Raw genomic sequence first — 14,619 nt, 5'->3', positions numbered from 1 at the left:
GAAAAGATACGTGGGTAAATTAATAAATAAACTTTATTTATTTATTGACACAAGGGCTAGAATCACGGTTTCTTAAGCAGGACCTTCATTGGAGGATGGAGGCGCGCCTTGTCGCTATTCCGCACGGGGCCACAACAATTTTTTGGGAGGACAACATGAGAAATCTACTCAAGCTCGCCGCATCCGCGACTGCGCTGACTTTTGCCGCTGCATCCGCGCAAGCGGCTGGTGAAACCGTCTGCCTGATTACCAAGACCGACACCAACCCCTTTTTCGTCAAGATGAAGGAAGGCGCAACCGCCAAGGCAGAAGAGCTGGGCATGACGCTCAAGGCGTTTGCCGGCAAGGTTGATGGCGACCATGAAACTCAGGTCCAGGCCATTGAAACCTGCATCCTCGATGGCGCAAAAGGCATTCTACTGACAGCATCTGACACCAGCTCGATCGTACCTGCGGTCAAACAGGCGCGGGATGCGGGGGTTTTGGTCATTGCGCTGGATACACCGCTTAGCCCGATTGACTCAGCGGACGCGACATTCGCGACGGACAACTACAAGGCCGGTCTGCTGATCGGTCAATGGGCCAAGGCCAAAATGGGCGACGCCGCGGCCGATGCCAAGATCGCGACGCTGGATCTGAATGTCAGCCAGCCGACAGTGGACGTTCTGCGCAATCAGGGTTTCCTCGACGGGTTCGGTGTGGACCTGGCGGACCCGAATGTCATCGGTGACGAAACCGATGCGCGTCTGGTCGGCAGTGATGTAACCGACGGCAACGAAGAAGGCGGTCGCCGTGCGATGGAAAACCTTCTGGCCAAGGATTCATCGATCAACGTTGTTCACACGATCAACGAACCGGCTGCTGCGGGTGCATATGAGGCACTGAAATCCATCGGGCGTGAAAACGACGTGCTGATCGTTTCGGTCGACGGCGGGTGCCCCGGTGTCCAAAACGTCGAAGCCGGTGTGATCGGCGCGACAAGCCAGCAGTACCCGCTGTTGATGGCCTCGCTTGGTGTTGAGGCCGTGAAAAAATGGGCCGAAGAGGGCGTGAAGCCTGAAAACACACCCGGCAAAGACTTCTATGACACGGGCGTCGCGCTCATCACCGACCAGCCGGTTGATGGGGTCGAGTCGCTGTCGGTCGCAGAAGGCCTGGATCTCTGCTGGGGCTAAAGGCAGCCATATTGGGTGAGGCGCGCCACTGCGCCTCATCAATCCTCTCACCAGCCAACCGAAATTTCCTGTACACTGATTTCGTGGGCGCGATGCCAGCCACGAAAAGGGGGAGATATGTCTGAAGCAAACCAAAACACCCAGGAATTCGAAACCGCCGCCAGTGCTTCAGAAACCGTGGCGGAGTTTGAAGATAACCGGCGTGGTGTTCTGGGGAAGTTGCAGCATCTTCTCCACGTCAATCCATCCTTTGTGCCATTGATCGTTCTGGTTGGCGCGATCGTGATTTTCGGCTTGCTGCTGGGGTCCAAGTTCTTCTCACCTTTTGCGATGACGCTGATCCTGCAGCAGGTTCAGATCGTGGGCATCGTAGCTGCAGCGCAAAGCCTTGTCATTCTGACCGCCGGCATCGACTTAAGCGTCGGAGCGATCATGGTGTTTTCATCCGTCATAATGGGTCAGTTCACCTTCCGCTACGGCATCCCCGTACCCATTGCGGTGATGTGCGGGCTGGCAATGGGAACTCTAATCGGGGCACTCAACGGCTGGCTGGTCAGTCGCGTAAAGCTGCCGCCCTTTATTGTTACGCTCGGCATGTGGCAGATCGTTCTGGCGACAAACTTCCTGTATTCCGCAAACGAAACAATTCGCAGTCAGGATATCGAGGCCAACGCCCCATTCCTGCAATTCTTTGGCACAAAATTCAGCATCGGTGGCGCGACTTTCACGGTTGGTGTGATCTTCATGCTCGTTCTGATATTCGTGTTGGCTTATGCGCTCAAACACACGTCCTGGGGCCGACATGTCTACGCGGTGGGGGACGACCCCGAGGCGGCCGAGCTATCCGGTGTGAACGTCCACAAAACACTGATGTCCGTCTACATGCTGTCCGGTTTGATCTGTGCCTTTGCGGGCTGGGCTTTGATCGGGCGCATCGGATCGGTCTCGCCAACCTCCGGCCAATTGGCCAATATCGAAAGCATCACTGCGGTCGTGATTGGCGGTATTTCACTGTTCGGCGGGCGTGGCTCCATTCTGGGGTCCCTGTTTGGGGCACTGATCGTCGGCGTCTTTACTCTGGGGCTCAGGCTTCTGGGCGCAGATGCGCAGTGGACCTTCCTGCTCATCGGTCTTCTCATCATCGCAGCGGTCGCCGTCGACCAGTGGATCAGAAAGGTATCGGGCTAATGTCAGACACAACTCCAGTCGTCCAGGGCCGCGGGATCGTGAAACGCTATGGCCACGTCACCGCCATCGACTATTCTGACTTTGAACTGCGCCAGGGGGAAATCCTTGCGGTTATTGGCGACAACGGCGCAGGCAAGTCGTCCATCGTCAAGGCGATTTGCGGCGCGACTATCCCAGACGAGGGCGAGATTCTGATCGAAGGGGAAAAGGTCAACTTCACCTCTCCGATCGACGCCCGAAATATGGGGATTGAGATTGTCTATCAGCAGCTCGCCATGTCCCCTGCTCTGTCGATAGCCGACAACATGTTCATGGGGCGCGAGATCCGCAAACAAGGGTTCATGGGCAAATACATGCGTCAGCTTGACCGTCCAGCGATGGAGAAGTTCGCCCGTGAAAAACTGACCGAGCTTGGGCTGATGACTGTACAATCGATCAATCAGGCGGTCGAAACTCTCTCTGGCGGCCAGCGCCAAGGCGTAGCCGTTGCGCGTGCCGCCGCCTTTGCGACGAAGTTCATCATAATGGACGAACCCACTGCTGCTTTGGGGGTCAAGGAAAGCCGCAAAGTGCTTGAGCTTATCCAAGACGTGCGGGCGCGTGGTATTCCGATCATTCTGATCAGCCACAACATGCCGCATGTTTTTGAGGTTGCTGACCGCATTCATGTGCATCGGCTGGGCAAAAGGCTCTGCACCATTGATCCCAAGGATTACACGATGTCCGACGCGGTGGCCTTCATGACCGGTGCCAAGGAACCCCCAAAAGAGGACGCCGCGTGATCGATCAGGATGTAAAGCGCGTTTGTGACCTTATTTCCTCCCGGAGGCAGGTAGGGGTTCGGACGATTGTCGCAATCGCCGGTCCCCCTGCATCCGGAAAGTCGACTTTGGCAGAAAACGTGGTGCAATCGCTGAACGCGCAACAAAGCTCTGCGGTTCCTTTAGCCACGCTGGTGCCCATGGACGGTTATCATCTGGACAACCGCGTGCTGGAAACGCGAGGCTTGCTGGCCCGAAAGGGCGCGCCGGAAACCTTCGATGCAGTTGGGTTCTGCTCTGCAATCAGAGGGCTGCAATCCGCGCAGCATGAGTCCTTTCATCCTAAATTTGACCGCCAAATGGACCTGGCCATTGCGAATGCGATTGCCGTTCACCCGGAAACTCAGACTGTAGTCGTAGAAGGGAACTACCTTTTGATGAATAGCGACCCGTGGAGGACGTTGGCAGATGTGTACGCCGTAACGGTTTTTGTCAGCTCCACATTGGAGGAACTTGAAAACCGATTACAGCATCGCTGGATCAAGCATGGCTTTGACCCGCAAACCGCGCTGCAACGCGCAAAAACGAACGATCTGCCGAACGCGGAACACGTCATCCGTGATAGCAGGAAAGCGGATCTCACACTGCATCAGAATTACACCGAATTCGGGATGCGCTACGCGTTCTGACCCTGCGAAACGAAAGCTGAAACGATCCGTTGATGCAAACGCCTCTGGGCGATTTCAAATGCAATCAAAATCACCCTATACACGATGAGGAAAGCTCATGAAATTCTTCGTGGACACTGCAGAAGTAAACGACATAAAAGATCTGATAAACTTTGGATTGTTGGATGGCGTTACTACCAATCCAAGCCTGATAGCCAAGTCCGGCCGGGATTTCAAAGAAGTCGTTGCCGAACTTTGTACACTGACGGATACGCCCGTGTCGGCAGAAGTTGCAGCATTGGACACAGCTGGCATGATTGCAGAGGGAGAGCACCTTGCCGCGATTGCCGACAACGTCGTCGTCAAACTGCCTTTGACACTAGATGGCCTCAGAGCCTGTGCACATTTCAAAAGAGAAGGCATCAAAACAAACGTCACACTCTGCTTTTCACCCAATCAAGCGCTTTTAGCGGCGAAAGTCGGAGCGACCTATGTATCTCCTTTCATTGGCAGATTGGACGACATTAATCTGGACGGAGCCGATCTGATCCGTGATATCCGTACCATTTACGAAAACTATGGTATTGAAACGGAAATCATTGCTGCATCCGTCAGAAGCCCCAATCATATTACAGAGGTGGCATTGGCCGGATCAGACATAGCCACAATCCCTCCGTCCGTTATCCGCAAATTGGTCATGCATCCATTGACCGATACCGGCATCGAGAAGTTTCTCAATGATTGGAACTCGACTGGGCAATCGATCCTTTGATGGATTGCCATTTTGTCTGGGAGGGAACGGCCTGTACCAAATGTTTTACAGCTGAGCGGCAAGGCTGCGCTTTGCGGAAGGGTACGCTTCTTTGCCTCGACATGGGGCATTTCCACCCAACTGAAAACATCGCCGACAAGCTAAGTTCCGTCGCCCTATCGGTCGAGAAAATCCTGCTTCACGTCTCGCGCCCGATGCGGTGGGACAGCGATCACGTTATTCTGCTCGATGACTCCATTCTTGCCATGGCGCAGGAACTGGTCGCATGCGATCTGCTTGGCCGCACTCATATCGGACTTGATTTCTTCGATGCCACGATCAGCCGAACTGCCGCGTGGGTCATCGGAACACGCAATATGCAAAAGGCGCTTTTGCGCGCACTACTTCTTCCTTTGGATCAACTGAAAACTGCTGAGACCTCGCTGGACTTCTCGACGCGCTTCATGATGACAGAAGAGCTTAAGGATCTGCCCTTCAGCGCAATCTGGGCCGAATACTGCGAACGGATGGATGTAAAATACGGGAAATCCTTGCTTAGGGAACTCGACAATTACCAAAGCAAAGTTTCGACGCGAGGATAGACGAGCCGGGTTCTGTCGCAAAGGTTATGTTGCAAATTTTTGGAACGATCAGAGTAAGCGCCTTACCAGGCACACTTATCCTACGATCTCAGCGAACCCCCGAAAGCCGGAGGTTGCTGCGCTGGAGAGTTGCTGCTTTCGGGTCATAGTGGCGACTTCAATGCCATCCAACGTAGCAGACGCGGATGCGAAGGATTTGAACCCACACATATGTCGAACGCGCCGTTTTATGAACCGATGATCCTGCTCGATCATGTTATTCAAAAATTTGGACCTGATTGTCTAAACCTTGGCTTGGCAACCAAACCGCTTCAGAATACCTGAGCTGACAGCTCGCGCCACTGCCTGTTCTGTTGTCCGGCACTTGGGCTTCGTGACGATCGAAGATGGCAGAGCATGAACTACTCTATCCTTAGTCATCTAGCGAACAAAGGTACGTCGGCTGCGTCAATTGCGATGTTCGAGACTCAAAAACACCAATGAGCGATTGATTTGGCTCTTGTCTTTTTGGGCGACGCGATAAAGACGGTCCGAGGTGATAAGTTCCTTCTGTACGTAGCTGTCAGGGTGGTTAACGGAACTACCGTGTTGTGTCTGAGTTCCGTCTTTGCAACTTGTTACTTCGGTCCATAGGTCGTTGAATGCGCGATTGGCTTCGGTGTCTCGGAACGAAAACTCCCATCGGCATGAAATGCCTTGGACATTGACCAGGCCGACATACGGTTCGCACGTTGCTCCTTTCGGCGAGAAACCAGTGGTGTTGTAGTTTTCAAGTGCGATAACCCTGTCACATAATCCTGCGAAGCCGGTTTCTGGCGAAGTAGCCATTACAAATCCCAGAAAACAAACGACCGCAACTTTGGCTGTTTGCTTGGTTGTCAATTTATCATTCAGCCGCATCCGGGAAATCGTTTTTTAAGTAGACACCCTTCACACGTTCTTTTGCTGGATCAAAATGCGGGAACGGAACAATTTTTGCCTTCAAGCGCTTTTGCTGCCCATCCAGTTGACCGATCTCAATATCGTGCCCCTCGAGCGCATGAGTTGATGCAACCCGCCCTAGGGCGATGACCTTGCCTAAGATGGGTGATTTCATCGCGCTGGTGATTTCACCGACCTGCGCTTTTCCGATACGTACACAATCGCCCGGAGAAGGAACTGTTCCACCTTCTATATCAAACCCGACCAGTTTGCGGTGAGGGTGAGCCTTGCGTTCTTCAATTGCGCTGCGCCCGATGAAGTCATCGGTCTTAGATTTCAATGGGACGGTAAAACCGACGCCAGCCTCGAACGGATCGGTTTGGTCGTCAAATTCGGACCCGGCAAAGATTAAGCCGCCTTCGATCCGCAACATGTCGAGGGCGGCAAGGCCAAGAGGGGCAATTCCATAATCCTGACCAACTTCCCAGACACGGTCGAATATCTCGACAGCGTTCTTAGGGTGACAGAAGATTTCATATCCTAATTCGCCGGAATATCCGGTTCGGGAAATCACGACAGAGGTGCCGCGCACATCCCCGACCCGGGCCACGGTAAGCCGGAACCAAGGCAATTCTTCTATGGTTGGCTGCTGGGGTGGCGTCCAGAATATCTGCGAGAGGATGTCGCGGCTGTGCCGCCCCTGTACCGCGATGTTGTGCAACTGATCTGTAGAGTTTCGAACCCAGACATTCATGTTGCGCTTACGCGCTTGTTCCTGCAGCCACAAACCGCTGGTGTCGTTGCCACCAATCCATCGGAAGTTGGTCTCACCCAGCCGATAGATAGTGCCATCGTCGATCATACCGCCATGTTCATAGCACATTGCCGTATAGACAACTTGACCGACGCTCAGCTTCTTCATGTTGCGGGTCACGCAAAGCTGCATCAGTTCTTCGGCATCCGGGCCAACAACCTCGTATTTGCGCAGTGGACTCAGATCCATTACGGCGACTTTGTCTCGACAGGCCCAATACTCTGCGATTGCGCCATGATTGGTCATCGTATTGGGCAGCCAATATCCGTTATATTCGACAAAATCACGGGTATGACGTGCAAAGCAGTCGTGAAATGCTGTTTTCTTGGTTTCTTCCACATCCGCCTCCGCAGATTTTCTGTAGCCGTAGGACCGTTTAAAATCCTCGGTCGCTTTGTAAGTTCGCACCTGAATGTCGGTTGGATTCCAGCCATTGGCCGGGTCTATGTCACACGGGCAGCCGGTACTGACGCAGACAAGATCCGTCAGTGCGCGCAGCAGCACGAAATCTCCGGGTCGCGACCACGGGTCATCCATACCAATGGCATTGTTATCGTCCAGCATCGTGTTGAAAAAGAAGTTGATCGCAGGCCAGCCTGCGCGGGGCCGGATGCCATATTGGTCCAGATCCTTGTTGATATTGTCCGAGCAATTGACATGGCCAGGATAGCCCAAGTCTTCATAATACCGAGCTGTGCAGGCCAGCCCGAACGTGTCGTGGCGGCCGCACGTATCCTGCACGATCTCGACCAGAGGTTCTTGATCCACCGACCAGTACTTTGAGAATATGCCTGGTTGCGGATACAAACTGCCCATCAGGCTACGTGTCGTGGTGGGATCAATCTCGCGTTCGATCCCCTGATCCAGTGCACGTCGGCTGAACGCCTGAAAGTCTGAACATTCGCGGCCCCTGACATCCACGATCTGGATGAACTCCCCGGCTTTGACCTCATAAGATTTGGCATTGCCAGGCTGAATGTTGATATCTCTGAGAGGGTCGGCCAACGGATCGGGCGGGCCCACGTCGGGTTTTTCCAAACCAGGAGCAGCACGCTGAATGTACAGGATAATGTCGGTCGGCGGGTTGTTGTCTTCGGGCCGCATCGCTTCGCCGGGAGCAGAGACGATCAGAAGCCCGTCGCTTTCCGCCACGAAATGCGCCATGTCGCCGGGCCGTGATCCATCTGAGAAAGCCCTGATCGCATCCCCGCGTCCGATATCGAAACCTGCAACATCTAACGCGCGTAGCACTTTCTTGCCCGAAGCCGAGCCATTCGCCAGAGTCGCAATCAGCCCCTCTGGTCGACCGTGCCCCTGCGCGCCAAGCATGGCAGCGTCCGAGCTTCGATCGGGGGCAAAAAACACCATCTCGGCGGGTTGCATCCCATCGCGATCCAGCAATGTGATCGTGTCGCCTTTGGACACCGAAACCGCCCGCGACCCTGCGCCAGGGACGGGATGACGTTCCGTTCCATGCGGTAGAATCGGAAGACCGGGGGCCAGAACCCCGCTGCGTTCATATGGCACTTCGAAGACCGGCTTCACATTCATAATGCACCTTCCTGAATAGATTCGGTCGCGCCGCGGTGCATGACCACCAAAAGGTATCCTTTTTCGGTGCGCGAAAAGTGGCTGGACCCGGCAGGAAAGCTGACAAAATCCCCGCTGTGATAACGAAACCCGTCGTGATCGGTCAGATCACCTTCGAGGACAAAGAACTCTTCCGGACCGTGATGAATATGCGGGTTCGAGCGCGTGCCAGGTGCCATTTTCATCAGATAGCTGCCTTGGCCGGTATCCTGGTCAAAGCTGACATTTTTCCACCAAACTTGTTCGTCGGGCAGGTCTTTCATCTGCATTCTGACAAAGCCGGTATCGTCGAAACGGGTGACCGTACGCATATTTTGCTGTTGTGACATCTTAATCGAGCCCCAATCGCTTCTTGCGCTGTTCCGTCCAGCTGCTGATGGCCATGTCAAAGGTCAGAGCCATCAGCGACACGTTCAGGCCGAGGACAAAGTTTTTACCCAACTCGGTGCCGGCCAGCGTTCGCTGCAGTTCCTGTCCCAGATCCTGAGTGCCGATGAAGGCTGCGATGATGACCATGAAGAAGGCAAACATGATGGCCTGATTGAACCCAACTGCCATTGTCGGTAGTGCCAGCGGAAACTGAACTGACATCAGCTTTTGACGCCGCGTTGATCCAGACATGTCTGCCGCTTCGGTCATTTCCGAGGGTACGCTGCTGAGGCCAATGATGGTGTACCGGATCAATGGTACTGCGGCGAAGATTAGGATCGAGAACACAACAGCTACGTCATTAACGCCGAACAGCATGATTGCCGGGATCAGATAGATGAAGCTTGGGAAGGTTTGTGCTGTGTCGCAGGCCAGAAGGATGCTTTTTGACCAACGTTCTGATCGGGCAGCGATTACACCGAGCGGTATGCCAATCAAGGTGGCCAGAGCAACAGCCGAAATAACTGTGTATAGAGTGATCACAGATCGGTCCCACCAACCCGAGAATGCGACGATGGTAAAGAAAACCGCCGCATATATACCTGGGCGGCGTCCACCGATCCAATATGCAAAGGCAACGACTATTAGGATGAAGGCGGGGGTTGGGATCGCCAGCAACGTGTCCCGGAACGGGATCAGAACCTTGACGTTCAGAAACCAGCGCAACCATTCAGTTGTTCCCTTGATAGCCTCGATCGCCAGGAACGACTTGATCACCACATCAATTTCCTTGCCTTGGCTCAAGTGCTGTTTGCGACCAACTTCGGCCAGGATCGGAAACAGCTGCGACAGCAGAATAAAACCAATGAATAGACCCAGTGCGACCAGCGAAATCTTATACCGCTTCCACCAGGGTGTCCCACGCTCAAAGTGAACAGGTTGCTTGACCACCCATGCCTTGGACATCCGATCCAGCGTTACGGCTAGAAGAACAATCGTAACGCCGATCTCGAACGATCTGCCAAGTTTGAAGCTGCCCATCATTGCCAACAGCTTGGCACCGAGACCGGGCATACCAATAAAGGCGGTCAGAACAACCATGGCCAGACACAGCATGATCACCTGGTTTACGCCGACTAGGATTTCGGTGCGTGCTGCCGGAACATAGACATGGCGCAACATCTGCCAGCGAGTGCAGCCGGACATTTGGCCCGCCTCGATCACTTCAGGGCTGACCTTTTTTAGCCCCAGCGTTGTCATCAAGATCATAGGCGGGATGGCAAAGGTAATTGTTGCAACGGCTCCAGCGGTTGGCCCCACCTTGAAGAAAATCACAGCGGGTAGCAGATAGGTAAAGAAGGGCAGGGTTTGAAGCACAGACAGAATGGGCTTCAACATCCGCTCGAACCAGCCATATTTCCACGCGGCGATACCAAGCGCCAGACCCAGCAGGAACGCCAAAGGCGCCGCGACGACGATCACGGACATTGTTTGCATGGCGATCTTCCACTGACCGATCGCAGCCGTCCAGATAAAGGTTCCAGCGCCAAGGGCAGCCAACCGCCATCCACCGACAGCGTATCCAACAACCCCAGCGACGGCGGCAATCGCAGACCATGGGATTGGTCCCAGATAGGGCCAGCGACGCTTGCCTTCCAAAAGGTTTGCTGACGTGTCCAGCAGAAACTCTAGAGGACCTTCCGCGATAAAGCGGGTTACATAAATCAAGCCAAGGTCATTTTGGATGAAGCTGAAAACTGCGTCCAGAACCTGCGCTGTGGGTGGGATGGCGGCTTCGGGGATGCGGTTTAGCCATTCAGGCAGAATACCAACTGCCTTGGCAAGGATCAGTGCGAAGGCCACGGCAAGCAGCACAGTAAGTACACGGGAACGTCCCCATGGCGTGTCTGATGTCTCTGTCAGATCTGTCGACAGCGTCGCCATTATTCGGCTCCGAGCAGGACATTCAGTGCGGTGTCGCGCTCCAGTACACCGGTGACAACGCCTTTGTCATTTGCAACCGGCAAAAGGATGCGGTTGTCATTGACCAGAACCCGCGCAAGTTCGTGGATCGTTGCGCCACCATTGATTGGTGCGCCTTCCAAAGCGTGTCCGTTGACTGGTTTCGCCAGCCCTTTCGCATGCACTACGCGGGCTTTGTCGATGTCCTCGGTGAATTTCGCCACGTATTCCGTGGCGGGGTTCATGACGATCTGATCGGGTGTATCACATTGTTCAACCGCGCCGTTGCGCATGATTGCGATCCGATCTGCGAGGCGGAGTGCCTCGTCAAAGTCGTGAGTGATGAAGACGATGGTCTTACCCAGCATCTCTTGCAGCCGCAGGAATTCATCCTGCATTTCGCGGCGGATTAACGGATCAAGGGCTGAGAACGGCTCGTCCAGAAACCAAATATCCGGCTCAATCGCCAGGGACCGGGCGATGCCGACCCTTTGCTGTTGTCCACCGCTAAGCTCGCGTGGGAAGTATTCTTCGCGACCCTCAAGGCCGACCAGTTTGATGACTTCCAGCGCACGTTCACGGCGATCATGGCGATCCTGACCACGCATTTCCAGCGGGAAGGCCACGTTATCCAAGACCGTACGGTGCGGTAGCAGGCCAAAGGACTGGAACACCATGCCCATCTTGTTGCGTCGCAATTCGATCAGATCACGCTCGCTCAGGCCCATGATATCCTGACCATCAACTTTGATCGTACCGCCGGTGATGTCGTGCAGGCGCGAAAAGCACCGCACTAGAGTTGATTTACCTGATCCGGACAGTCCCATGATGACCAGCATTTCGCCCCGGCCAACCTCAATCGAGACGTCTTTGACCCCAGCAATGTAGCCGTCCGCACGAATCTCGTCGAAGCTATGGCCAGCCGGCATGGACTTCAGATAGCTCTCGGGCGAAGGCCCAAACAATTTCCAGACATTTTGGGCTGAGATTACAGGCGCTGTGGCGGACATGGCTGCCTTTCTTTCTTGTTAAGCGCGGCCTTGCTTCAATGAGATCAGCAAGGCCGCGCCAGTTTCGTTGCGTATGACCGGATTATCCGCTGCAGGCGCTGATCCAGGGATCAACAACAGAGCGGTTTGCGTCCAGCCATTCGGCCGCTGCATCTTCCGGTTCCAGCTCGTCCGTATCGACCAGCTTGGCCATCTCCGCGATCTGCGGATTTGTGAAAGAAATTTCAGTCAATACACAGTAGGCAGCAGGCCATTTGTCTTTCATACCATCCCAAGCGGCCTTTTTCAGGTAACCGGTTGCCGGGTTACCACAATCATACAGCGCATCCGGGTTCGGACCTTTGGATGGGTCTTTGTCGCATCCATCTTCCCAGGCAGGAAATTCGACAAACTCACCTGGCCAGACAGCTTCGGCAAAGTTGGGTGTCCAGTTGAAGACCAGAACCGGCTTCTTGTCCGCTTCTGCTGCGCCAATTTCAGCCCACAGGGCCGCCGCCGAACCCGCATTGATAACGGTGAAGTTCAGATCCAGCGCTTCGGCACGCTCTTTACCATGCTTCAACCAGTCAACCGGACCGTCCAGATATCGGCCTTTGTCGCCGGTTTCCGCTGTTGCAAACAGATGCGCACAGTCGTTCAGAGCTTTCCAGTCGGGCAGGCCGGGGCAGGACTCTTTGGTCCACATCGGATACCACCAGTCCTCGCGGGTGACAGCATCGTGGTCGCCTGCATCATGCAGACCGCCCTTTTCCAGAGCTGCGCGGAAAGATGCGCCAAACGCGCCTTCCCAGACTTCCATCTCAAGCGTGACGTCGCCCAGACGCACCGACTCGTAGACCGCCTGACTGTCGGTCGTGACGTATTCGACATTATCGCCGATCTCTTCGAACAACTGGCCGACCACGTAAGACATCACGATCTGGCTGGACCAGTTGTGAATTGGGATGACGATCGGATCGCTGCTGTCTTCTGCGATCGCACCGGTGCCCGCTACCGCTGCCAAGGTTGCAGCAGAAAGAAGGTTTGAAAGTTTCATGATTGCTCCCTGAGTGACGTTCGATATTGGATTGAGGGCTCTTACGGCCCCGAATTTGCGTATTCTGCCCAAATTTGCACGAAACGCAGAACAGAAATTTGAGAGGCGTTGCCCATAAAATCTTGAGGCTAATTCAGTTTTTTACTATCTTAACAGTCAGTTGCCTGATCGGTTTCCAGTCGACGCAGGCGAATACTCTTTGATTGCAATCCGCTTCAGATTGGGGTTCCGCCGTCAGATGCCAAAGAAAGCACCAGTTACCGGGAAGGTTCTTCCACCGCTCGACTACCTTTTGGCTTTTGAAGCGGCCGCCAAGGCCCAGAGTTTTGCGCAGGCCAGCAAGGTGCTCAACATTTCGGAAACAGCAATCAGCCGCAAAGTACGTCTGTTGGAGCAACATTATGACGTACCCTTGTTTGTCAGAGGTCATCGGTCGGTTTCGCTGACACAGCAAGGGGCCATATTGCTGGCGACTGTTGAAAAGTCGCTGGATCTGATGCGAGATGTCAGCCGTGATATGTTGGCCAAACATCAGGCCAATACGGTGTCGATCTCCGCGACCAACTCTGTCGCGTCGCTCTGGTTGATGCCGCAGCTGCGTAAGTTCAACAAATCCAATGGCCGCATCCGTATTTCGCTGGTGTCTTCGGACAGCGACGCGGAGTGCCTGTCTGATTCTATGGATCTGACGATATTGCGCGGGGAAGGGGATTGGCCCGGATATGAGGCGCAGCTTTTGTTCGGGGAAACCGTTTTCCCAGTGTGTAGCCCTGATTATCTCAAAAGTAATCCGCAGGCGGCAGTACTATCCGCGCTGCCGGAATTGGATCTGATTGAGGTGACCAGCAGCCACGCAGAATGGATGACTTGGCGTACCTGGCTTGGCAGCAATGGAATTTCCACCTCATTGATGGAACGCGCTGTGGCCTTCAACACCTATCCTCTGTCTATACAAGCAGCAGTTGATGGTTTGGGCGTCGCACTGGGTTGGGCCCATCTTGTTGACCCCCTGCTTGAAAGCGGTGCGTTGGTCAGACCAATCCAGGACATATCGGTACGAACGCAGTCGGGATATTTTCTTCTAAAGAGCCCAACGCAAAAATCATTTCCTGAGCGACGCATCGTCGAGGATTGGTTGTTAGGGCTCAGCGCAGGGCGCAAACGTTACGCGTGATCCGATGGTGCCATCGCGCGATAAATGTTCTTTCCTTCAATGTCTCTGAAATTCAAAGGTTGACCGAAGGGAATAAATATTTACCGTAAAGAAAGAATCTGATTCCGCCCCGGGTCGCATATGCGGACGGGTCTGAATTCGTTCGGCCTACTTTTGCAGGGAGTCCAAAGCCCAATGAGCTATAAATCCGATATTGAGATTGCCCGTGAGGCAAACAAGAAGCCGATTCAGGAGATCGGTGCCAAGCTGGGCATTTCCAGCGATGATCTGCTGCCCTACGGCCACGACAAGGCGAAAGTCAGTCAGGATTTCATCAATTCGGTTCAGGACCGTGAAGATGGCAAGCTGATCCTGGTCACGGCGATCAACCCGACCCCTGCGGGTGAAGGCAAGACGACCACTACAGTTGGTCTGGGCGATGGCCTGAATCGCATCGGCAAGAACGCGATGATCTGTATCCGCGAAGCCTCGCTTGGCCCGAACTTTGGCATGAAGGGCGGTGCCGCAGGTGGCGGTTACGCGCAGGTTGTTCCGATGGAAGAGATGAACCTGCACTTCACCGGTGACTTCCACGCGATTACTTCGGCCCACTCGCTGC

14 protein-coding genes and 1 pseudogene are annotated in these 14,619 nt (G+C 54.3%); 8 read left to right on the top strand and 7 right to left on the bottom strand.

The window, feature by feature from the left end; translation table 11 throughout:
* Positions 1–155: 155 nt before the first annotated feature.
* The 6 genes from ACR0MQ_RS22340 (at position 156) to ACR0MQ_RS22315 (ending at position 5,145) form a co-directional block, all read left to right on the top strand.
* Positions 156–1,175 carry a sugar ABC transporter substrate-binding protein gene (locus ACR0MQ_RS22340; protein WP_029622083.1) on the top strand — a complete coding sequence of 340 codons (1,020 nt, stop codon included), beginning with the start codon at positions 156–158 and terminating at the stop codon, positions 1,173–1,175.
* A 117-nt stretch (positions 1,176–1,292) separates the two neighbouring features.
* Entirely contained in the window at positions 1,293–2,363 is a 1,071-nt protein-coding gene (locus ACR0MQ_RS22335; protein WP_170474723.1) for an ABC transporter permease, read from the top strand.
* Positions 2,363–3,145, top strand: coding sequence for an ATP-binding cassette domain-containing protein (locus ACR0MQ_RS22330; protein WP_170776304.1), 783 nt, complete (start codon positions 2,363–2,365; stop codon positions 3,143–3,145). The genes ACR0MQ_RS22335 and ACR0MQ_RS22330 overlap by 1 nt, the downstream gene beginning before the upstream one ends.
* Before the next feature lie 107 nt (positions 3,146–3,252).
* Positions 3,253–3,813, top strand: a complete 561-nt coding sequence (locus tag ACR0MQ_RS22325) for a nucleoside/nucleotide kinase family protein (RefSeq protein ID WP_480611070.1) — start codon at positions 3,253–3,255, stop codon at positions 3,811–3,813.
* A 97-nt stretch (positions 3,814–3,910) separates the two neighbouring features.
* A complete protein-coding gene (gene fsa / locus ACR0MQ_RS22320; protein WP_010442406.1) occupies positions 3,911–4,564 on the top strand; it encodes a fructose-6-phosphate aldolase in 654 nt (217 codons plus the stop codon).
* 71 nt (positions 4,565–4,635) lie between these two features.
* Positions 4,636–5,145 carry an L-rhamnose isomerase gene (locus ACR0MQ_RS22315; RefSeq protein ID WP_480611067.1) on the top strand — a complete coding sequence of 170 codons (510 nt, stop codon included), beginning with the start codon at positions 4,636–4,638 and terminating at the stop codon, positions 5,143–5,145.
* 75 nt (positions 5,146–5,220) lie between these two features.
* Here the strand turns inward: ACR0MQ_RS22315 and ACR0MQ_RS22310 are convergent.
* The 7 genes and pseudogenes from ACR0MQ_RS22310 to ACR0MQ_RS22280 all read right to left on the bottom strand — a co-directional run.
* Positions 5,221–5,421, bottom strand: a pseudogene (locus tag ACR0MQ_RS22310) (DDE-type integrase/transposase/recombinase); the annotation flags it as partial.
* A 171-nt stretch (positions 5,422–5,592) separates the two neighbouring features.
* Positions 5,593–6,045, bottom strand: coding sequence for a hypothetical protein (locus ACR0MQ_RS22305; RefSeq protein WP_480611064.1), 453 nt, complete (start codon positions 6,043–6,045; stop codon positions 5,593–5,595).
* A complete protein-coding gene (locus tag ACR0MQ_RS22300; RefSeq protein ID WP_480611061.1) occupies positions 6,032–8,431 on the bottom strand; it encodes a trimethylamine N-oxide demethylase in 2,400 nt (799 codons plus the stop codon). Before ACR0MQ_RS22300 ends, ACR0MQ_RS22305 begins: the two co-directional genes overlap by 14 nt.
* Positions 8,428–8,799, bottom strand: a complete 372-nt coding sequence (locus ACR0MQ_RS22295; RefSeq protein ID WP_480611058.1) for a cupin domain-containing protein — start codon at positions 8,797–8,799, stop codon at positions 8,428–8,430. The genes ACR0MQ_RS22300 and ACR0MQ_RS22295 overlap by 4 nt, the downstream gene beginning before the upstream one ends.
* A gap of 1 nt (position 8,800) precedes the next feature.
* The gene (locus ACR0MQ_RS22290) at positions 8,801–10,783 is read right to left on the bottom strand and encodes an ABC transporter permease (protein WP_319544370.1); all 1,983 of its coding nucleotides are present in this window, start codon (positions 10,781–10,783) and stop codon (positions 8,801–8,803) included.
* Complete coding sequence (locus ACR0MQ_RS22285) at positions 10,783–11,811, bottom strand: quaternary amine ABC transporter ATP-binding protein (protein ID WP_480611054.1); 1,029 nt, start codon at positions 11,809–11,811, stop codon at positions 10,783–10,785. Before ACR0MQ_RS22285 ends, ACR0MQ_RS22290 begins: the two co-directional genes overlap by 1 nt.
* Before the next feature lie 82 nt (positions 11,812–11,893).
* On the bottom strand, positions 11,894–12,847 hold the full coding sequence (locus tag ACR0MQ_RS22280) for an ABC transporter substrate-binding protein (protein ID WP_010442423.1): 954 nt from the start codon (positions 12,845–12,847) through the stop codon (positions 11,894–11,896).
* A 238-nt stretch (positions 12,848–13,085) separates the two neighbouring features.
* Between ACR0MQ_RS22280 and ACR0MQ_RS22275 the strand changes: the two genes are divergently transcribed.
* Positions 13,086–14,021: a LysR substrate-binding domain-containing protein gene (locus ACR0MQ_RS22275; RefSeq protein ID WP_480611050.1), complete on the top strand. Its 936-nt coding sequence runs from the start codon at positions 13,086–13,088 to the stop codon at positions 14,019–14,021.
* Positions 14,022–14,195: 174 nt separating this feature from the next.
* The coding region (locus ACR0MQ_RS22270; RefSeq protein WP_480611047.1) for a formate--tetrahydrofolate ligase at positions 14,196–14,619 on the top strand (424 nt) is incomplete at its 3' end.

It is taken from the genome of Ruegeria sp. AN6 (assembly GCF_056540425.1).
The sequence above is the reverse complement of the archived record's forward strand: the minus strand, read 5'-3'. Positions and strand labels throughout refer to the sequence as shown.